The 18,350-nt window shown below is 71.1% G+C and carries 26 protein-coding genes and 1 tRNA gene; 9 read left to right on the top strand and 18 right to left on the bottom strand.

Annotation, left to right across the window (positions count from 1 at the left end; genetic code table 11):
* Positions 1-78: 78 nt before the first annotated feature.
* Positions 79-669: a redoxin family protein gene (locus VFC33_00710; protein HZR11743.1), complete on the bottom strand. Its 591-nt coding sequence runs from the start codon at positions 667-669 to the stop codon at positions 79-81.
* A gap of 121 nt (positions 670-790) precedes the next feature.
* Here VFC33_00710 and VFC33_00705 point away from each other — a divergent pair, with 121 nt between their 5' ends.
* Positions 791-1,357 carry a hypothetical protein gene (locus VFC33_00705; GenBank protein ID HZR11742.1) on the top strand — a complete coding sequence of 189 codons (567 nt, stop codon included), beginning with the start codon at positions 791-793 and terminating at the stop codon, positions 1,355-1,357.
* 225 nt (positions 1,358-1,582) lie between these two features.
* Here the strand turns inward: VFC33_00705 and merA are convergent, their stop codons facing one another.
* Both merA and VFC33_00695 read right to left on the bottom strand, forming a co-directional pair.
* Positions 1,583-2,962: a mercury(II) reductase gene (gene merA, locus VFC33_00700; protein ID HZR11741.1), complete on the bottom strand. Its 1,380-nt coding sequence runs from the start codon at positions 2,960-2,962 to the stop codon at positions 1,583-1,585.
* An 11-nt stretch (positions 2,963-2,973) separates the two neighbouring features.
* Positions 2,974-3,321, bottom strand: coding sequence for a metalloregulator ArsR/SmtB family transcription factor (locus VFC33_00695; GenBank protein ID HZR11740.1), 348 nt, complete (start codon positions 3,319-3,321; stop codon positions 2,974-2,976).
* A gap of 249 nt (positions 3,322-3,570) precedes the next feature.
* Here VFC33_00695 and VFC33_00690 point away from each other — a divergent pair, with 249 nt between their 5' ends.
* The 3 genes from VFC33_00690 (at position 3,571) to VFC33_00680 (ending at position 4,757) form a co-directional block, all read left to right on the top strand.
* A complete protein-coding gene (locus tag VFC33_00690; GenBank protein HZR11739.1) occupies positions 3,571-3,783 on the top strand; it encodes a helix-turn-helix domain-containing protein in 213 nt (70 codons plus the stop codon).
* Positions 3,784-4,223: 440 nt separating this feature from the next.
* Positions 4,224-4,352, top strand: a complete 129-nt coding sequence (locus VFC33_00685; GenBank protein HZR11738.1) for a Clp protease N-terminal domain-containing protein — start codon at positions 4,224-4,226, stop codon at positions 4,350-4,352.
* 66 nt (positions 4,353-4,418) lie between these two features.
* Positions 4,419-4,757, top strand: a complete 339-nt coding sequence (locus VFC33_00680) for a YnfA family protein (GenBank protein HZR11737.1) — start codon at positions 4,419-4,421, stop codon at positions 4,755-4,757.
* A 24-nt stretch (positions 4,758-4,781) separates the two neighbouring features.
* On the opposite strand, the gene VFC33_00675 is transcribed toward VFC33_00680, so the two are convergent.
* Genes VFC33_00675 through VFC33_00665 form a run of 3 tightly spaced genes read right to left on the bottom strand, consistent with a single transcriptional unit; the run spans position 4,782 to position 6,588 of the window.
* Positions 4,782-5,411, bottom strand: coding sequence for an arsenate reductase ArsC (locus VFC33_00675; GenBank protein HZR11736.1), 630 nt, complete (start codon positions 5,409-5,411; stop codon positions 4,782-4,784).
* Complete coding sequence (locus VFC33_00670; protein ID HZR11735.1) at positions 5,408-6,178, bottom strand: MIP/aquaporin family protein; 771 nt, start codon at positions 6,176-6,178, stop codon at positions 5,408-5,410. The genes VFC33_00675 and VFC33_00670 overlap by 4 nt, the downstream gene beginning before the upstream one ends.
* Positions 6,130-6,588 (bottom strand): ArsI/CadI family heavy metal resistance metalloenzyme, encoded by a 459-nt coding sequence (locus tag VFC33_00665; protein ID HZR11734.1) that lies wholly within the window; start codon positions 6,586-6,588, stop codon positions 6,130-6,132. Before VFC33_00665 ends, VFC33_00670 begins: the two co-directional genes overlap by 49 nt.
* A 104-nt stretch (positions 6,589-6,692) precedes the next feature.
* On the opposite strand from VFC33_00665, the gene VFC33_00660 reads away from it, so the two are divergent.
* Positions 6,693-7,058, top strand: coding sequence for a metalloregulator ArsR/SmtB family transcription factor (locus tag VFC33_00660; GenBank protein ID HZR11733.1), 366 nt, complete (start codon positions 6,693-6,695; stop codon positions 7,056-7,058).
* Between the two features lie 127 nt (positions 7,059-7,185).
* Here the strand turns inward: VFC33_00660 and VFC33_00655 are convergent.
* Positions 7,186-7,258 (bottom strand) — tRNA-Val (locus VFC33_00655).
* 730 nt (positions 7,259-7,988) lie between these two features.
* Here VFC33_00655 and VFC33_00650 point away from each other — a divergent pair.
* On the top strand, positions 7,989-8,342 hold the full coding sequence (locus VFC33_00650) for a hypothetical protein (protein HZR11732.1): 354 nt from the start codon (positions 7,989-7,991) through the stop codon (positions 8,340-8,342).
* Between the two features lie 136 nt (positions 8,343-8,478).
* Here VFC33_00650 and VFC33_00645 read toward each other — a convergent pair whose 3' ends face one another.
* The 5 genes from VFC33_00645 to VFC33_00625 form a co-directional block, all read right to left on the bottom strand.
* Positions 8,479-8,793: a WhiB family transcriptional regulator gene (locus tag VFC33_00645; GenBank protein ID HZR11731.1), complete on the bottom strand. Its 315-nt coding sequence runs from the start codon at positions 8,791-8,793 to the stop codon at positions 8,479-8,481.
* Positions 8,794-8,935: 142 nt separating this feature from the next.
* Entirely contained in the window at positions 8,936-9,109 is a 174-nt protein-coding gene (locus VFC33_00640) for a hypothetical protein (protein ID HZR11730.1), read from the bottom strand.
* 128 nt (positions 9,110-9,237) lie between these two features.
* On the bottom strand, positions 9,238-10,110 hold the full coding sequence (locus VFC33_00635; protein ID HZR11729.1) for an FhaA domain-containing protein: 873 nt from the start codon (positions 10,108-10,110) through the stop codon (positions 9,238-9,240).
* The gene (locus tag VFC33_00630; GenBank protein ID HZR11728.1) at positions 10,107-11,597 is read right to left on the bottom strand and encodes a serine/threonine-protein kinase; all 1,491 of its coding nucleotides are present in this window, start codon (positions 11,595-11,597) and stop codon (positions 10,107-10,109) included. The genes VFC33_00635 and VFC33_00630 overlap by 4 nt, the downstream gene beginning before the upstream one ends.
* A 128-nt stretch (positions 11,598-11,725) precedes the next feature.
* On the bottom strand, positions 11,726-12,415 hold the full coding sequence (locus VFC33_00625) for a serine acetyltransferase (GenBank protein HZR11727.1): 690 nt from the start codon (positions 12,413-12,415) through the stop codon (positions 11,726-11,728).
* Positions 12,416-12,476: 61 nt separating this feature from the next.
* Here VFC33_00625 and VFC33_00620 point away from each other — a divergent pair, with 61 nt between their 5' ends.
* The gene (locus tag VFC33_00620; GenBank protein ID HZR11726.1) at positions 12,477-13,622 is read left to right on the top strand and encodes a serine hydrolase domain-containing protein; all 1,146 of its coding nucleotides are present in this window, start codon (positions 12,477-12,479) and stop codon (positions 13,620-13,622) included.
* A 28-nt stretch (positions 13,623-13,650) separates the two neighbouring features.
* On the opposite strand, the gene VFC33_00615 is transcribed toward VFC33_00620, so the two are convergent.
* Positions 13,651-14,433 carry an inositol monophosphatase family protein gene (locus VFC33_00615; GenBank protein ID HZR11725.1) on the bottom strand — a complete coding sequence of 261 codons (783 nt, stop codon included), beginning with the start codon at positions 14,431-14,433 and terminating at the stop codon, positions 13,651-13,653.
* Positions 14,434-14,443: 10 nt separating this feature from the next.
* Positions 14,444-15,190 (bottom strand): inositol monophosphatase family protein, encoded by a 747-nt coding sequence (locus VFC33_00610; GenBank protein HZR11724.1) that lies wholly within the window; start codon positions 15,188-15,190, stop codon positions 14,444-14,446.
* Between the two features lie 97 nt (positions 15,191-15,287).
* Here VFC33_00610 and mscL point away from each other — a divergent pair, with 97 nt between their 5' ends.
* A complete protein-coding gene (gene mscL / locus VFC33_00605; protein HZR11723.1) occupies positions 15,288-15,695 on the top strand; it encodes a large conductance mechanosensitive channel protein MscL in 408 nt (135 codons plus the stop codon).
* 8 nt (positions 15,696-15,703) lie between these two features.
* Here mscL and fdhD read toward each other — a convergent pair whose 3' ends face one another.
* Entirely contained in the window at positions 15,704-16,543 is an 840-nt protein-coding gene (fdhD, locus tag VFC33_00600) for a formate dehydrogenase accessory sulfurtransferase FdhD (GenBank protein HZR11722.1), read from the bottom strand.
* A gap of 9 nt (positions 16,544-16,552) precedes the next feature.
* Positions 16,553-17,128: a molybdenum cofactor guanylyltransferase gene (locus tag VFC33_00595; GenBank protein ID HZR11721.1), complete on the bottom strand. Its 576-nt coding sequence runs from the start codon at positions 17,126-17,128 to the stop codon at positions 16,553-16,555.
* Between the two features lie 24 nt (positions 17,129-17,152).
* Here VFC33_00595 and VFC33_00590 point away from each other — a divergent pair, with 24 nt between their 5' ends.
* Entirely contained in the window at positions 17,153-17,575 is a 423-nt protein-coding gene (locus tag VFC33_00590) for a TIGR03668 family PPOX class F420-dependent oxidoreductase (GenBank protein HZR11720.1), read from the top strand.
* Here the strand turns inward: VFC33_00590 and VFC33_00585 are convergent.
* Both VFC33_00585 and VFC33_00580 read right to left on the bottom strand, forming a co-directional pair.
* Complete coding sequence (locus VFC33_00585; protein HZR11719.1) at positions 17,563-17,982, bottom strand: hypothetical protein; 420 nt, start codon at positions 17,980-17,982, stop codon at positions 17,563-17,565. The genes VFC33_00590 and VFC33_00585 overlap by 13 nt on opposite strands.
* A complete protein-coding gene (locus tag VFC33_00580) occupies positions 17,979-18,266 on the bottom strand; it encodes a 4a-hydroxytetrahydrobiopterin dehydratase (protein HZR11718.1) in 288 nt (95 codons plus the stop codon). The genes VFC33_00585 and VFC33_00580 overlap by 4 nt, the downstream gene beginning before the upstream one ends.
* Positions 18,267-18,350 lie beyond the last annotated feature (84 nt).

The following is an 18,350-nucleotide window of genomic DNA, read 5'->3' as shown; positions in this document are numbered from 1 at the left end:
CGAGCGGCGCGTCTGGCGGCTCTGGCTCCCGCCAGTGGGTCCGGTCGACGAACACGCGGCAGACCCGAGCGGGACTCGCTACGAGTCGAGGCTTCGAACGTGTTCTAGGAGTGTGTCGATCGTGGCGTCGGGGCTGCCGTTGACGTAGGCGATGCGGCCTCGCGCATCAATCAGGTAATAGACGTCCAGGAAGGCCTTGGGGTCGTACGTCGTGGTCAGCGCGTGTGAGGCCGTGCCCCAGAGCCATGCTGGGTTGGTGAACTGCTTGTTGGCGATGCGACGACCGAAGGTCGCGATGTCAGGGCCGTCGCCTCCGAGGTTGTCCGCCAGCTGCAGTTCGACGACCTTGACGTGGTGCTGCGCGAATCGGTCGATGTGATCGGCCATGATTTGGGTTCCGGCTTGGCAGCTCCCGCAGTAAGTGGTGACGAACCACACCAGAGCGGATTTGCCTCGCAGCGCCGCGATGCTGGTCGTCTGCCCATCGATGGTGGTGAAGGAGCCGTCGGGGGCGGGCGCACCGAGGCTGAGGCGCGCACTCTGGGGTTGGCTGGCGTCGTGACGTACCAGCGCGGCCGTGATCGCGGCGATGATGATCATTGCTACCAAGCCGCCGACCACCAGGCCCCAGCGCGGTCGTCGGTACGCGCGGCGTCGCGGCTGGCTCATCGCGTGCTGCTTGCCTTGTCGCGATGACCGGCTGGCGTCCCCTCGTCCGGGCTCGCGGTGGACAGCCGTTCGGGTTGAGGCGTGTCGGCCGTGTCACAGGTGTCGCCAACGAGCAGGCGGCTTGGACGAATCGGCGGGTGCTCCATATGTCGGCGGCGATGATCACCGCCAGGCTGACGCCGAGGATGAGATTCTCCTTGGCGGCGAAGAACGACTGAATGCTGCCGCTCCTCTGTCCCAGGCTGGCGCCGGACATGCCCAGCAAGCCGACCAAGGTGGGAACGATGGGTGTGCAGCACAACAAGCTGGGCAGGACGCCGATCGCGGCTGCAGTGCCACCGACCGCCGCGCCGCGTACGCGCATTACCCGACGCACGGCGTAGATCTGCACGGCGAGCAGCCACGCGACGCTGAGTCCGAAGGCGACGCTGAACGCGAGGTAACGAGCGTCGAGGTAGCGCCAGTTGTGCAGCGAGAGTCGCTGCGTGAACGCGAAGGGCAAGAGGATGCTGTAGCCCAGCGCGACCGCGGCCGCGACCAGCGCGAACGACCCCTGGCTGACGTGGTCACGGGCGATCTCGCCGGTCAGGCGCGCAACCGCGCGTGGGGCGACGCGCGTCACGCTCGTGCCTCGCGTGTGGCCGTCGTCTCCGCTGCACATTGCTCGGTTCGACAGCGTCTGCGGTAGCGCACGACCAACACCCCGGCGGCGAGCACGAGCACGGCCACGACGGCGATGCCGGCACCGAGTGCGGCAGCGCTCGCCGCGGCTACCGCGACGAGCAGCGCTGGAAGCGCGCAGCAGACAACCGGGATGAGCAGCAGCGGCAACCACTTGACGTCACCCAGACCGGGCTGGCGGTCGTGGCGGCGATCCGGCAGCTGTGCTCCTCGGGTCATCGTGTGTTGCACCTCAGGCCGCGCAGCACGACAGCTCGTCAACCGGTGTGGTGAACGACTGCGCCACGAGGCGCAGCGCTTCGCTCATGGTGAGGTACGGCGCCCAGGTCGTGGCCAGATCCGTGACGGTCAGGCCGCTCTTGATGGCGTAGACGCCAGCCAGGATGAGGTCGCCGGCACCGTCGGCCAAGGCATGAACGCCCAAGACCTTGCCGGTGGCGCGATCGGCCACCAACTTGAGGGCGCCGCGGGTGTCGTGATCGACCAACGCCCGCGGAACATGGGCGAGGTCCAGCAGGCGGCAGTCGCACTGGTAGCCAGCGGCGAGGGCTTCGGCTTCGGTGAGACCGGCTCTGGCCAGTTGCGGGTCGGTGAAGACGACGTCAGGCAGACCCCGATAGTCGACCTGTTCACGAGTCCCGCGCAGCGCGTTGCGAGCAGCCACGTGTCCTTGCGCGGCAGCCACATAGACGAACTGTTGTCCGCCAGCGACGTCACCGGCCGCGAAGACCTTCGGGTTGGAGGTACGCAGCTCGTCGTCGACCTTGATGAAGCCGCGGTCGTCGAGCGCGACGTCTGCGGCGCCGAGTTCGAGGGCGTCGACGCGAGCCTGGCGGCCGGTCGCCACCAGAATGGCGTCACCTTCGACGGCGTCGCCGCGGTCGGTGTGAACCACGCGGGTCTCGCCCCGCTGCTCGACGACGGTGGCGCGGGCGTTGACGACGCGGATGCCTTCGTCGATCAGGATCTGGCGCAGTCGGCTCGCCAGCTCGGGTTCCGCCCGCGGTGCCAACCGACCGATGATCGTGACCTGCGCGCCGAGCCGCGCCCACAACTGGCTCTGCTCCAAACCGACGAAACCGCCGCCGATGGTGATCAGCCGTTGGGGCACGCTCTTCTGTTCCATCGCCGTGGTGGACGTCAGATGACCCGCTTCATGCAGTCCGGGTAGGACGGGGACGGCGGGGGCGGCGCCGGTGGCGATCACGTACGCGCGTGCGTGCAGTTCGCGGCCGTCGACGACCAGGGTGTCAGCATCCTTGAAGCGCGCCTCGTCGTGAATGATCTCGAACCCGTAGTGCTCAGCGAGATCGAGGTACTTGTGCTGGCGCAGGTCGGCGATCAACTCGTTCTTCTGAGCGATCAGCGCGGGGAGATCGACGGATCCGACGGCGGTGGGCACGCCGGCAAAGGGATGCGACGCGGCGTGGTGGTAGGTGTGCGCCGCGGCCAGCAGCGCCTTGGACGGAACACAGCCGATGTTGACGCAGGTACCGCCGACGATGGCCCGCTCGATGAGAACGACGCGCGCGTTGAGACGGCTGGCTTCGATCGCCGCGGCGAAGGCCGCGCCACCGGAACCAATTACCGCCAAGTCGTAGTCGTACGTCATCGCGCCTGCTCCTAGATCCAGTCGGGTCCGATGCGCTGGCACGAGACCAGGTGATCGCAGTGTTCGGCGGCCATCGACCGGGCGGCCTCGACAAGCCCACGCACCCGCTGATCACAAATCCGATACGTCACCTGCCGGCCGTGGCGTTCCGCGTCGACGAACTCGCACCACCGCAAGCACGCCAAGTGGTTCGAGACCCGGCTCTGCGGACAATTCAGCGCCTCGACGAGCTCGGACACGGTGCGCGGCGCATCCACCAGCAACTCCAGAATCCTCAACCGCGTCGGGTCGCCGAGCACCCGAAAGAAACGCGCAGTGGCGACGTCGAGTTCGCTACCGGCTTGCCGGGTTGCGGTCACCCTCCGACAATATAACAGGACAACCTGATCTAACAACCCGTTGTGTCGGCGGTGTCGCAAGCAGCCCTGCGCAGCGAATGCTCAGCGCGGCCGGCCCGCGCGCGCGCAGCGCCGTCAGGTTGCGGCGGTACTGCTTGGCAGCGCCGCCGTCCGCCACGGCGCCCTGACCCGAACAACAATCAGACCCGCCCGTTGCGCGACGCGTCAGCACATGTTGACGGCACCCGACCGTCAGCGTATGCTGACACCGTGGCCGATGCTGTCGATCTGGCACGGCGCGCGGCGAGCAAGGACGCGAGTGTTGGCTTGCGAGCGGTCGGCGCGCTCCGGAACCTGCTCGAGCGACTCGAGGAGTTGCAGGTCGACAACGCGCGGGCCCAGGGCTGGTCGTGGCAGGAGATCGCGCGCTGTCTCGGTGTGACGAAGCAGACGGTGCACCGCAAGCACGCCCGGAGGAGGTGACCGGCGTGTTCGAACGTTGCACCCCACAGACGCGGGCAGTCGTCGCCGAGGCTGAGACGGAGGCCCGACGCCTGGGTCATACCTGGATCGGCTGCGAGCACCTCCTCGTCGCGCTGACCCGCACCGGGGACGACACCGCTGCGACCCTCCACGCCCACGGGCTCACACCGACGAGCGTCACTGCCGCGATCACCGAAATCGTCGGCGTCACCGTCTCGGACCGGGACGCGCTCGCGATGATCGGGATCGACCTCGACACGGTCCGCGCCCGCGTCGAAGCGACGTTCGGTCGCGGCGCTCTCGATCGCCGGACAGCACCAAAGCGGGCTCGCCGGCTTCGGCGACGTGCACGGGGTTGTCGCACGGGCCCGATCGTCGTGGGCCCACTCCCCTTGTCGCCGAGAGCGAAGCGGTGCTTCGAGATCGCGCGGGGCGCCGCCGTGCCGGGCTTGATCACGACCCGGCACCTCGCGCTCGCCGTCCTCGCACGCACCGACACCACAGCGGCGCGAGTGCTCGCGCACCTGAACGCTGACATCGACGGACTGCGGCTCACGCTGGGCCACTGACGACTCGTCGGACACGGGCCGCTCACCAATCGAGTGACGCTCCCGAGCTGTCGCTACCGTGCGCGGATGAATCCGTTGCGCGCGATCGGCCTCTTCGTAGCCGCCGGTGTCGCCGAGATCGGAGGCGGCTACCTGATGTGGCGATGGCTGCGCACGGGCTCGGCGTGGTGGATCGGTCTGCTGGGGGGCGTCGTGCTCGTCGGGTATGGCGTGATCCCGACGCTGCAACGCGGCGGTTCCTTCGCGCGGGTCTACGCCGCGTACGGTGGCGTCTTCGTGGTCGCGAGCCTGCTGTGGGGATGGTGGATCGACGGTCACCGACCCGATCGCTTCGACTGGCTCGGCGCAGCAATCGTGCTCATCGGCGTGAGTGTGATCTTCTTCGTTCCGCGAACCGGTCGCTGAACCGATGCGCGCGGTCGCGAGCGATCACGTGCCGGCCGGTACGAGCTCCTCGAGAAGGGCGCGGACTCGGCGGTCGATCTCGTCGCGGATGGGCCTCACCTGTTCGAGCGCCTTGCCGGCCGGATCGTCGATATCCCAATCGAGATACCGCTTGCCGGGATAGAGCGGGCATGCGTCACCGCAGCCCATCGTGATGACGACATCGGCCGCGCGCACCACTTCGTCGGTGAGCGGCTTGGGAAACTCCTTCGAGAGGTCGAGCCCGAGCTCGCTCATCGCCGCCGCCACGGCCGGGTTGATCTCGTCGGCCGGCGCGCTCCCAGCCGATCGCACGTGCACACGGCCTCGGGCGTGGCGGTCGAGGAGCGCAGCGGCCATCTGGCTCCGGCCGGCGTTGTGCACGCACACGAAGAGGACCTCGGGCACTTCCGCCATGAGCAAGCCTTCCGCTTGAGCGAACGCGCGGAGGCGCTCGCGCGTGAACCGTTCCACCATGATCGGGACGAACCGCGGCACCGACGCGTCGGAGAAGAACAGCACGTTCTCGTCGACGTGGCGTTGGATCGTCTCCTGCGAGACGACGCCCGCGAACTCGGCGGCGAGGCGTGCGCTCGCCGCCTCGAGATGAGCACCGAGCTGCGAATCATCCGTCATGTCGGTTTCTCCTCGTGGGGGACGACGACGTCCGCCGCGGCGGTCGTGACGTCCGGATAGAGCACGCGGATCGCGGCGACCGCCACCACGCCGCCAACGAGTTGTGCGAGCACGAACGCCGGCACCGACGACGGTTCGATGCCCGCGAACGTGTCCGAGAACATGCGGGCAACGGCAACAGCAGGATTCGCGAACGACGTCGACGACGTGAAGAAGTACGCGCCTGTGATGTACGCACCGACGGCGAACGGCGCGACCCCCGCTCGTCCCGAGCGTACGACGCCGAAGATCACCACGAGCAAGCCGAACGTGGCGACGATCTCAGCGAGGAAGAGGCCACCACCGTCGCGTGCCTTCGTCGCCCACTCGACGGCGGGCCGCGAGAACATGACGTTCGCGACGATGGTCCCGCAGATCGCGCCCCCGAACTGCACGCCGACGTAGCCGGCCGCGTCACGCGTGCTCAGCCCCCGGAAGACACGGTCGGCGAGCGTCACCACGGGATTGAGGTGCGCGCCGGACACCGCGCCGAACGCGAGGATGATCGCGACGAGCGCGGCGCCGGTCGCCGCCGCGTTCTCGAGCAGCTGCAAGCCGACGTCCTGCGGCGACAGGCGCTGCGCCGCGATGCCGGAGCCGATCACCGCGACGAGCAGGAACGCCGTCCCCAGGAACTCTGCGAGCAGCCGCCGCCCGAGCATGTGCTCGATCACGAGCGTCAGCAGCAGCGCGCGGCCAGGTCGGGCTCGCCCGTCGTCGGACAGCAAGCAGCACCCGTCTCGGGATCGACGGTGCGCAGCTGCCCGCCCGGCACCTCGACATCCGACAGGACGGTGTAGATCTCCCACGGCTCCCCGTCGGGGCCGTCGACCCAGACCTTCTCCTGCACCGCGTAGCAGCACGCAACCTCGCCCTCGGTCGCGGCGCTCAGCCCCGCACCCGCGAGCCTCGCCTGGGCGGCGCGCACGTCGTCCGTCGACATGACTTCGACGCCGAGGTGGTTCAGCGTGCCACCCTGTGCGCTCTCGATCAGCACGAGCTTCAGTGGCGGCTCGGCGACCGCGAAGTTCGCGTAGCCGGGTCGCACCTTCGCAGGGGGCACCCCGAACAGCTTCGAGTAGAAGGCGACGGCCGTGTCGAGATCCGAGACGTTGAGGGCAAGCTGCACACGCGACATCCGGGACTCTCCCTCGGCAGTAGGGTGGAATAGACGACAATCGATATCATGGCATGCCCATCGACGTTCGTCAATATGTTTCGAGCCTCGGACGAGGAGGACACATGTCCCGCGGTACCCGAGCCTGTTGCCCCTCGCTGCTCGACGCGCCGCTCACCGAGCGCGACGCGGCAACGCTTGCGAAGCGCTTCGCCGCGCTCGCCGACCCCGCGCGGCTCCGGCTCCTCTCCCTCATCGCCGCTCAGGCAGACGGCGAAGTCTGCGCGTGCGACCTCGTCGAGCCGATCGGCCGGTCACAACCCACCGTGAGCCACCACCTCAAGGTGCTGCGGGAAGCCGGCGTCATCGAGGGCGAGCGGCGGGGCACGTGGGTCTGGTACCGCGTCGTTCCCGACGCGATCGCCGACTTGCGGTCCGCCCTCCGCGTCGAGCCGCGCGGGCACGCGGCGAGCCGCAGCTCCACCCGTTGACCAAGCGGCGGCCACGATCGTCATGGCCGGCCCGCACGAGCGGCCAACGCCGCGCTCTTCGAGTTGACGACCGACCCGCAGGAGCAGGCCACTTGGACGTCCGGCCCCCCGACCAGGGATGCCGCCGTGGGCGTTGAGGGTCTCGATCCCCCGACCTCCTCCTTGTAAGGGAGGCGCTCTTCCATCTGAGCTAAACGCCCGGAGCCGATCACGTTACCGGCGCGCATTCCCGGAGGCGCGTGGGAGGTGGCCGGCGACCACGCGATCGTCACAATCGTCTCTCCGTGCTGTGACCCGCGGCCGCGACGATCCCGATCGGACGCCGACCGAGGGGGGATGCACGATGAAGGCACACCGGTCCGCTTCGCCGCTGCGACGATCGCGGTCGCGACGATCGCGACACCGTGCGCGGTCGTACCGACGTACCCCGCATCCAGCTCGACGTTCGAGGGGTACCCCGTCATCTCGTACGTCCCACCGCATCCGGTCGGGATCGTGTACGTGTTCCACGGGACGGGCGGGAGCGCGGACTCGCGACGAAGCTCGAGACGGTCGACATGCTCGAGCACTTCGTGGCCCACGGCTACGGGTTCGTCTCGACCGACAGCACCGATCGCACGACGAAGCAGTGGGACACGGCCAGTCTCTCCCTCACGACGAACCCGGACCTCGCCCGTCTGTCACGTCTGGAGGCGCAGCTCGTCGCGACGGGCCGCATCACGCGACGCACGCCGATCTACGCGATCGGGATGTCGCGCGGTGCCGGCTTCGCGTCGGTGTTCGCCCAGGCGTTCCGCGACGGGGGATATCCGATCGCCGCGATCGCGCCCAGCCACGGCCAGATCCCGGCGTCGGTCCGCGACTCTGGCGGGCTCGACGTCCCCCCTGTTCACACTCGGTGCGAACGACCCGATCGTCAACGACGCGCAGGTGGTGGGCCAAGTCGCCGACCTCGTCCGGCGCGGCGTTCCGGCCGAGGTCTTCGTCGAGCCCGAGACGGCGCTGGACGCGCTGCGGTTCGTGCGCGTGCCGGGGATCGACGGGACGGTCGCGAACCAGCTGTTCGCGACCTTGGTCGGCGCCGGCCTCTGGGACGCGTCCGGGCGCAGGCTCGTGAGCATCAACACGGTCGAGTCGACGTTGCCCACGCTCCACTACCCCGCCACCGTCACACCGACGGAGCTCCAGTCCGTCCAGGACGAGATCGAGGTCGTCCTCGCGTTGCACCAGTACTCGGCGACGTACGCGAACCAGACCGTCGCGTTCTTCGACGCACACCGCTGAGCAACCCGGCACCAATCGATTGACCGCCGGCGGGCCGGGGCTCGTGGGCCGGGGCAGCGGGGGGATGCGGCCCCGCGACGTCACCCCGGCCCGCCTCGGCGGTTGATCTGTCGGCCGCAGCTCCGACGCCGACCCGTTACGCGGACTGCGTCGTGGGCAGCTCGGTCTCGACGGGCCGGACCTTCGGTGGCCGGCCCCGCTTGCGCTTCTGCGCGAGGACCTTGCCGTTGGCGAACAGCTCGCCGCCCCAGACGCCCCACGGCTCGCGCCGCGCGAGCGCGCCCTCGAGGCACGGCACCCGGACGGGGCACTCGCGGCAGAACGTCTTCGCCGCGGCGATGTCGTCGAGCTGCTCGGAGAAGAACAGCTCCACGAGCGACGCCGAGCCGTCGCGACACAACGCGTCGGCCCTCCACGGCTCCTCGGTGGGGTTGAACTCGATGGCGAACATCGCCCGGACTCCTGACTGACTGGCTGCTGGCTGGGGTTGGGTTGGCTGCTGGGTGCTGGGCTCCGTGGTCGTGACGGCCGGAAACGCAAAAAGGCCGCCGGGTCGCCCCGACGGCCTGGGTGTGGTTGCGGTAGCGGAGGCGCTACGGCGAGACCCGTGACCGTCGGGGCCAGTCGTGCTTCGGGTCGATGACCATGAGGTCCACGGTCAGTGCCGACCACGGGCGCGAGGCCGCCAGGACGCAGGTGCCGAACGTGACGTCGCGCGCGACACCGGCGGCCGCCACGTTCGGGCGCTGCACGGTTCGTGCGCTCATCGTCGGGTTCCCCTACGGGTCGCGGACGCCGCCCGAGACGGGCGACATGGAAGAGGCAAGCAAAGCCTCCCCCTGGGTGTCAACCGATTATCGCTCCGCCACCCGCCCGGGCGCGGATCCGCCGCCGTCTACCAGGTCGATTCCGCCGTCTCGTACGTGGGGCCCACGGCGACGAGCTCGCACGTCACCTTGTGACCGAGGCCGAGCGCCGTGCCCGGCGGCCACGGCACCCGACGGCCCGCACCGAGGCGCACGCCCCCGACGTACGTCCCGTTCAGGCTGTCGAGGTCCTCGACGACCACCGTGCCCGCGTCGTCAACGGTGATGCGGACGTGCTCGCGCGAGACACCTGCCTCGTCGACGACGACGTCACACCGCGGTGAACGGCCGCCGACGTACGACGCCCGCCGTTGGAGCGTGTGCTCCTCCGCCTGCGTCGGTGTCGTCACGCGGATCGTCGTCGCGCGGGACGGCTCGGGACGCGACAACGTGCGCGTCGGCATCACCGTCTCGCCGACGACATGGCCTACGACGCGCGGCCGGCCCAACGGCACGTCCGCACACGCCTCGCACGACACGCGTGGCCGCGCGTTGAGCACGAGACCGTGACGGTCCGCGATCTCGACAAGCAGGTCCGCGATCCCATTGCCGAACGCGGACCCGATGATCTGCGCGCGACGGAAGTCGTCGGGGTGGAGCTGCACCGCGACGTCGTCGGGGAGCAGCACGCCGTCCTGGTGCACGAGCGACGCGCCCACCGCCGCGTTGGCTGCTCGTCGCTGCAACGTGATGAGCGGGACCTCGCCGGCCGGGCGGAGACGGTCCGTCGCCGAGCGGCCGAGCTCGCGCAGCTGCTCGCCGAGCCGAGCGAGAAGACGCCGGTGCAGCCGCCGCTCGTGACGCATCTGCATTCGCGTGCCGGGCGCGCTGAGCGCGAGTGCGGCCAGGAACCCGACGATGGCGACGATGACAGCCAGGATCCCGATAGGTTGCATGCTCATCCCTCCTGTCGCTCGGTCGCCGGGACGTCCTCGTGCCGTCGCGCCGGCTGCCGCGCTCGCGGCGCGTCGGTCGCGTGCTGCAACGCGCGGAACGGAACGAGGTACGCCGCGTCGAGCGTGGACCGAATCTCGGTCAGCTGCTGCCGCGCGGCCGCGGCCGACGGCGGGCGGTCGCGCGGGTCGCCTTGCAGCAGGCAACCGTCGACGTACTCGGCGAGTGCCGCCGGCGCGCCCGGGTTGAGGTCGAGAATTGGTGCGAGCGGCGTGGCGAGGAGCCGCCGATAGTGCTCGAGGCGGCGATCGCCGGTGGCGGCCTGCACGTCCGCCCAGTGCAGCGGGCGGCCGGTCAGCGCCTCGCGCAGCATCGCACCGACAGCCCACAGGTCCGTCGCGGGCGTGATGCCGCCCCGTGCCCCGAGCTGCTCGGGCGCGGCGTAGCACGGTGTCGCCGGCGCACCAGTGCGCGTCGCGAGGTCCGCTTCGGGCAGGTGGGCGGAGCCCCAGTCCGCCGTGACGACGTGCGACGCGTCGTCGGTCATCAGCACGTTGCTCGGCTTGAGATCGCGATGCGCGGAGCCGGGATAGCACGCGTCGAGATGCTCGAGCGCGCTGAGCACGTCCAGCATGTAGTCGACGTAGCGCGTCAGCGGGAACGTGTCGTTGCGCCGCAGCCAGTCGTGAAGCGATCCCTGCCGGTGTCGCCGCATCACGAGAAACATCGCGTTGCGATCCGAGCCGCAGTCGTACACCTCGATGACGGCCGAATGCCCGGACAGCCGGCACGCGGTCTCGAACTCACGCGTGACGAAGCGCGCGAGACGCTCGTCGGCGACCGCGCCGACGCGGATCACCTTGGCCGCCGCCTCTCGTCGCCCGTCGGCCGACACGCCGAAGACGACGCGCGGACCGCCCCCGACGGGTACCGGCTCGTCGAGGCGCCAGACGTCGTTCGAGCCACGCAGCACGCGGCTGTCGTTGACCGTCTTCAGCTGCTGCTCGAGCCGCGCTCGCGCCGCCTCCGCGGCGGCGTAGCGGCGCCTGGCGTCGTCCGCGTCCATCCGCGCGTGCACGGCCTCGGTCTCGACCCGGCGCACGTCGGCCCACGACGGGACCGCATGCGGAGCATGCGGAGGAGGCACCGCGACCGCGACGGCAGGGGAATCACGACGCGGGACGAGCCCCGCGACGACGAGCACCGCGATCGGCACGAGGAACGCGGGCCACCCGGTCCAGCGACCCTCCAACCAGCGCACGTCGATCGCGACGAGGCACACGCCGACGGCGACGAGCCCCGCCGCGACCGCGAGCGCGCGCGGGAGGACGTAGCCGACGAGGAGCCGCCACGCGACGAACAGCGCAGGCAGGAGGAGCAGGAGCGTGTACGGGTCGCGCACCCACGGGCGGCGTACCGGGACGAGGAACGCGACCGATGCGCTCGCGAGCGCGAGCCCGAGCGCGGTCGACGACGGGAACCGCGGACGAGTCACGAGCGACCGTCCTCCGCGTGCAGACCCGTTGGCACGACGGTCGGGACCATGCCCCTCCCCGGAGTGTGCACGCAACGTTTACTTCGGCCCGGGCGACCGCGGAAGTCGGGCCCGGGGTCGACCGCGCGTCAACCGGCCGTCGGTCCGCCGCCCCCGGCCGACCCCGATCCCGCCGCCGCGCCGCCCGCGGGCCCGGTCGCCCGCCTGCTCTTCGGCGGCAGCACCCGGGCAGGGACGCCGACGGCGACGTGGTACGGCGGGACGTCGTCGAGCACGACCGCGTTCGCGCCGACCTGCGCCCCGTCGCCGACGGTCAGGTCGCCGAGCACCTTCGCGCCCGCGTACACCGAGACGTCGTCGCCGATGACCGGGCCGGTCCCCGACTTCCCGCGGTGACCGATCGTCACCTGCTGGTTGACCCAGCAGTTCGCGCCGATGCGGCGCGCCGCGATGATCGTCGCGAACCCGTGCTGGATGATGAGACCGGGGCCGATGTCGCCGCACACGATGTGCAGCGTCCGCTCCCCGGGATACAACGCGCCCAGCAGACCGCCGACGAGCGCGCCGACGGCCCCCGCGCGCCGCAGCCGGTAGCAGTACAGCGTGCGGAACGCGGGCTCCGTCGCGAAGAGCTCGAGGCGTGACCACCGGCCGAGTGGCGTCGTGACCCAGCGGGCGACGTCCGCGTCGACGACCTCCCGCGCGCGCAGCCGCGGCGCGAGCAGCATCGGCGCGTACCAGGCCATCGCGACGAGCACGCGCAGTCGCCGCGCCCAGTCCATCGGCCGTCGCGACCCCGACGGACGCGCGATCGTCACGAGCCCACCTGCACACCGAGCTGCACCTCGCAACTCTGCCCCAACTCCTAACCTTCCGGCCATGCCCGACCCCGACCTCACGCCCGTCGTCGACCTGCTCGAGCGCCAGCGGGCCGACGACCTCCACGACTGTGCGCAGGCGTACGTCTCGTTGGAGGGCACCGTCCTCCTCGACACCGCGATCGGTGAGACGCGACCGGGCCGCGACGCGCGCGTCGACGACCTGATGCTCTGGTACTCGTCGAGCAAGCCCGTCACGACCGTCGCCGTGCTGCAACTGTGGGAGCAGGGCCGGCTCGCGCTCGACGACCCGGTCGCGAAGTACGTGGAGGGCTGGGGTGCGGGCAAGGAGCGCGCGACGCTGCGCCACGTCCTCACGCACACCGGCGGCTTCCCGATGCTGAGCGGCGGCGAGACGTTCGACCTCGACCTCCCGTACGCCGACGCGGTCGCGCGCATCGCCGCGCACGACGCCGAGTGGGTCCCCGGCACGGCGGCGGGCTATCACGCGTCGAGCGGGTGGAAGATCCTCGGTGCCGTCGTGGAAGCGGTCGACGGGCGCCCGATCGACCGCTACGTCCGCGACGAGATCCTCACGCCGATCGGCATGGCGAACTCCCGGCTCGGCGTGTCGCTCGACGAGCAGCGCGCGCTCGGCGACCGCATCGTGCCCGTCGCGTGGAAGGGCCACACCGTGCCGCGTGTGCGCGACGGCGCCCTGCAGATGGTTCCCTACAAGATCGACCGCATCCACAACGAGCCGTGGCACGTGGCGAAGGTCGAGCCCGGCGGTGGGATCCGCGGCCCGGCACGCGAGCTCGGCCTCTTCTACGAGTCCGTACTCGGGTACGGAGCGCGGGTGATCGACGAGCGCACCGTCGAGGTGATGGCGGCCATCCACCGTCGCGGGATGAAGGACGCGACGTTCGGGTTGTCGATGCCGTGGGGTCTCGGGGTCCAGCGCGCGTTCACGGGTGGCACGACACGGCGCGCGTTCGGGCACAACGGCATGGCGTCGTCGCGCGGTCTCGCGGACCCGGAGATCGGGCTCGTGATGGTGGTCGTCTGCAACGGCCTGCCGTCGTACCTGCCGAACGAGCAACGGTTCCTCGACCTCACGGACGCGGTGTACACCGCGCTGGGCGAGGACGTCGCGCCGCTCCGACAGGAGCTCCGCCCGATCGGGCCCGGGGTGCTGAGCACCTAGTACGACGCCGGGTCCCGCGACGTCACGCTCACGTCGCGCCGGACGCGCGCACGAGGTCGAGGAGCACGTCGTGCACCTGGGGCGGCGCGGCGACGATGTTGCCGGTGTCGAGCCAGCGCGTGTCGTCGCCGTCCCAGTCGCTGACGACGCCCCCCGCCTCGCGCACCAGCAACGCGCCCGCCGCGACGTCCCACGGACCGAGCGCGAGCTCGAAGAACCCGTCGAACGTGCCGGATGCGGTCCAGGCGAGGTCGAGACTCGCGGCCCCGGGGCGCCGTAGGTCCTCGAAGCGCTCGAGTGCGGCCTCGAACGCGCGCAGGTACGCGGGGAGTCGTTCCTTGTGACGGAACGGGAAGCCCGTCGCGCAGATCGCCTGGTCCGCGTCGCGCGTGCTCACGTGCACGCGCGCCCCGTTGCGGAACGCGCCCTGCCCGTCGACCGCGACGTACTCGTCACCGAGCAACGGTGCCCGGACGACACCGACGACCGGCCGCGCCTCGCGCACGAGCGCGACCGACACACCGACGGCCGGGAACCGGTGCAGGAAGTTCGACGTGCCGTCGAGCGGGTCGACGAGCCAGCCGAGGTCGGCGCGCTCACCACCCGCCTCCTCGCCGAACACGGGGATGCCGGGCGCGGCCTGCTCGAGCGCCGCGCGGATCGTCCGCTCACTGTCGAGGTCGGCTTCGCTCACCCAGTCACCGGGCGCCTTCTCGCGCACGTCCCGTGCGGCGCCGTAGTGGTCGACCACGACCGAGCTCCCGACGCGCGCGGCGACGCGTGCGGCATCGGCCAGGGCGTCGAGGTCCATCAGCCGGCCTTCACGCGCCGGCCGCGTTGCGCAACGCGATGTACAGCTCCTTGGTGCACCCCGCGAGGATCTGTCGCCGCGCGTCGTGCTCGGTGACGTCGAGTGGGAGCTGCGATGCGTCCTGCACGAACGCGCCGGCCTCGCGGCACGCGAGCACGCCGCCGAGGTAGTCCCACGGTGCGTGGTAACGGCCGGCGTCCACGTAGCCGTCGAACGCGCCCGCGGCGACGTCGCACAGCGCGAGCGCGGCGGAGCCCATCGCGCGGAACTGGCGCCACGGCAGCACGCGCGGCGGAAGGCTCGAGATCGCGATGACGGCCTCGTCGACGCGACGCACCGACGACGCCTGCAACGGACGCCCGTCCCGCCACGCACCGACGCCCCGGATCGCGGTCGTCGTGGACCCGGTCGCCTGGTTCACGACGAGCGATGCGAGCGCGCCGTCGCGATCGACCGCGCACAGCGAGGTCGCCCAGTACGGCAGGCCGCGCGAGCAGTTCGTCGACCCGTCCACCGGGTCGAGGACGACCGTGATCGACGCGCCACGTGGTCCCGTGAACGCGGACTCCTCGCTCATCACGCACAGCGGCCCGCGCGTGAGCACGGCGAGGGCGGCGGCATCCGCGACGAGGTCGAGCGCGTACTGACCGGGCCGGTCGGTGCGCTTGCGCAGCTCGTCGTGCGCGATGCCGGTGACCGCGCCGCGGACTGCGACGGCCGCGCGCTCGAACAGCTCGAGGAGGTCCTCCGGGGTCACGTGCGCAGTCTCGCAGATGCCGGGTCGAGTCCCACCGAACCGGGCAGACTCTCGCGCACGCCGGGTTCCCGGCGTCGGCGAACCGGGGGTGAGTCGGATGCTGAAGGACTTCAAGGAATTCGTGCTGCGCGGGAACGTCGTCGACCTGGCGATCGCGGTCGTCATCGGCGCCGCGTTCGGTGCGGTCGTCACCGCGTTCGTGTCCGACCTGTTGACACCGCTGATCGCGATCCCCGGCAAGGCGGACTTCTCGAGCCTGACGTTCACGATCCACGGCAGCGTGTTCCGCTACGGCCACTTCATCAACGCCGTGATCTCGTTTCTCGTGATCGCCGCCGCGGTGTTCTTCTTCGTCGTCAAGCCGCTCAACGCGCTCATGCGCCGGCTCCGCCCCGAACGCGACGTCGACGTGCCGACGCGTGAGTGCCCCGAGTGCATGAGCTCCATTCCGGCGCCCGCGCGCCGGTGCGCGTTCTGCACCGCGGAGGTCGTGCCGGTCGCGTAGTCGCGCGGTCAGGCGTCGAGGTCGACGCGCTCGGGCCCGGTGTACACGTTGAAGCGCGCGCCGCGAAGGAACCCGACGATCGTCTGACCGAAGCGGCGCGCGGCGTCGACTGCCAGGCTCGACGGCGCCGACACCGCGCAGACGACCGGGATGCCGGCCATCGCGGCCTTCTGCACGATCTCGAAGCTGACGCGACCCGACACCATGAGCACGCTCGACGCGAGCGGGAGCCGGCGGTCGAGCGTGGCCCGACCGACGACCTTGTCGACCGCGTTGTGGCGACCGCAGTCCTCGCGCAACGTGTCGAGCGCGCCGTCGACGCCGAACACCGCAGCGCCGTGCAGACCACCGGTCGAGTCGAAGACGCGCTGCGCGTCGCGCAGACGGTCGGGAAGCTCGAGGATCGTCGACGCCGCGACCCGCGGCCCGTCGCTCATCGGCGGGCAGCGCAGCTCGACGTCGTCGAGCTGCGTCTTGCCGCACAGGCCGCAGCTCGCGTTGGCCACGAACGAGCGCCGCGGCAGACCGTCGGCCGGCATGCCGCGCAGGCGCACCGTGACGATGTTGGCGTGGTGCGCGCCGCCCTCGACGCAGTAGGCGACCGACACGACGTCGTCCGGGGAGTGCACGACGCCCTCCGTCACGCAGAACCCGACGGCGAGCTCGAAGTCGTTCCCGGGGGTCCGCATCGTGACGGCGAGCGCCTCCGGGACGTGCCCGGGAACGTGCACGCGGATCTCCATCGGCTCCTCGGTGACGAGCCGGTCGGGCCGCTCCACCACACGGCCGTCGGCGAGGGCGTGCACGCGGGTCGGGGTCGTCGGGGTGCGGGTCGCCTCGACCTCCACGGTCCCGTCCTACCCACCCCTGGGCCGTTGCCACCGGGCGACGTCGTCGGGCGTGTCGACGTCCACCAAGGCGTCCGCGCCCGCGACCTCCTGCCATCGCGACTCCGGTACGAGCTCGACGTCCGCGGCGTCGAGGAGCGCGCGCATCGACCGTTCGCCCGCCTCGGTCAGCGCGACCGCGAGCCGGCATGCGTCCGCGCTGTACCGCGCGCACAGCGGCTGGGCGCGGCCCGACGCCACGGGCACGACGCTCCGGTCGCCGGGGTGATCGCGCAGGAGCGTCAGCAGCGGCTCGCTCACGAACGGCATGTCGACCGCGACGACGAGGACGGGCGGCGCCGCACCCGATGTCGCGAGGGCGTGCACTCCCGCGACGAGCGCGACGAGCGGGCCGCTCCCCGGCGGGTCCTCGAGCACCGCGGGCAGCGCGCTGTGGCCCGGGCCGACCTCGAGGACCGGCGCGCACACCGCGCCAACGACGCGCGCGACACGGTCCGCGAGCCGCTCACCGTCCCACGCGAGCTCGGCCTTCGCCCGGCCCATGCGCGTGCTCGCGCCACCGGTGAGCAGCAGCCCGGGGATCATCCGGCCGACGGTATCTTCTCGCCCGTGGACGACGACGAGGTGCGCGCGCGGTTCGCGCGCGCACGGGTCGCGCGGCTCGCGACGGTCGACGGGCAGCATCGCCCCCATCTCGTCCCCGTGTGCTTCGCGCTCGATGGCGCGACGATCGTGACCGCGGTCGACGCGAAGCCGAAGACGACGACGGCGTTGCGCCGTGTCGCGAACGTGCGCGCGAACCCCGCGGTCAGCCTGCTCGTCGACCACTACGACGACGACGACTGGACGCAGCTGTGGTGGGCACGCGCGGACGGCGACGCCCGCGTGCTCGACGACGGTCCGGACCACGAGCAGGCGGTCGCGCGGCTCGTCGCGCGTTACGCGCAATACCGTGCCACACCGCCGAGCGGCCCTGCGATCGTCGTCACGGTCCGCCGGTGGCGCGGGTGGGCCTGGCGTCAGGAGCCCTGAGCCGTGCGCAGGTTGTAGGTCAGGACCTGCCAGCGACCCGCCCGGCGGACGAGCTTGAGCTCGTCCCGCACCGTCGAGCCGTCGCGCAGCTCGACCGCGGTGATCACGACCGCGACGTGGGGCCCGGCCGTGGCCTCCTCGACCGCGATGTTGCGCGTGAGACGGCGGAGATCCGGTTGCTCGCGGTACGCGGCTCGTTTCGCCGCGACGAAGTCCCTGCGCGACCGGCGGTCACGCAGCTCGGCCGTCGACAGCGACCACAGCGTGTCGAAGTCGAGCCGGTCCCACGCGAGCTCGTAGCCCAGCGCGACCTCCGCGGGCGGTGGCCCCGGGTCGGTCGCGGCCGCGACGCCGAACACGACGAGGAGCACGACGAGCCCACCGGCGACGACGAAGAAGACGATCATCGCCCGGTCGCGGCGCCGTGGATCGCGCGCGCGAGGTCGATGTCCTTGTCGGTGATCCCGCCGGCATCGTGCGTGGTCAGCGTCACGTGCACGGTGCGCCACCGGACGTCGAGGTCGGGGTGGTGGTTCGCGGCCTCGGCGAGGAATCCGACGCGCACGACGAACGCGATCGCGTCCGCGAACGAGGGCAGCCCGATCGACGAGCGGATCGCGTCACCGTCGCGCTCCCAGCCGGGGAGGCCCTCGAGCGCCGCGCGCACCTGCTCGTCGGACAGCTTCGCCATGCGCCCATTGTCGGCGCGCCGGCGCCGCCGGACCAAGGCGGGACCGGGCGCGACCACGACGTCTCGCACGCGGGCCGAACGTGT

Source organism: Acidimicrobiia bacterium (assembly GCA_035651955.1).
In the GTDB taxonomy this organism is placed as follows: Bacteria; Actinomycetota; Acidimicrobiia; order IMCC26256; family JAMXLJ01; genus JAMXLJ01.
The sequence above is the reverse complement of the archived record's forward strand: the minus strand, read 5'-3'. Positions and strand labels throughout refer to the sequence as shown.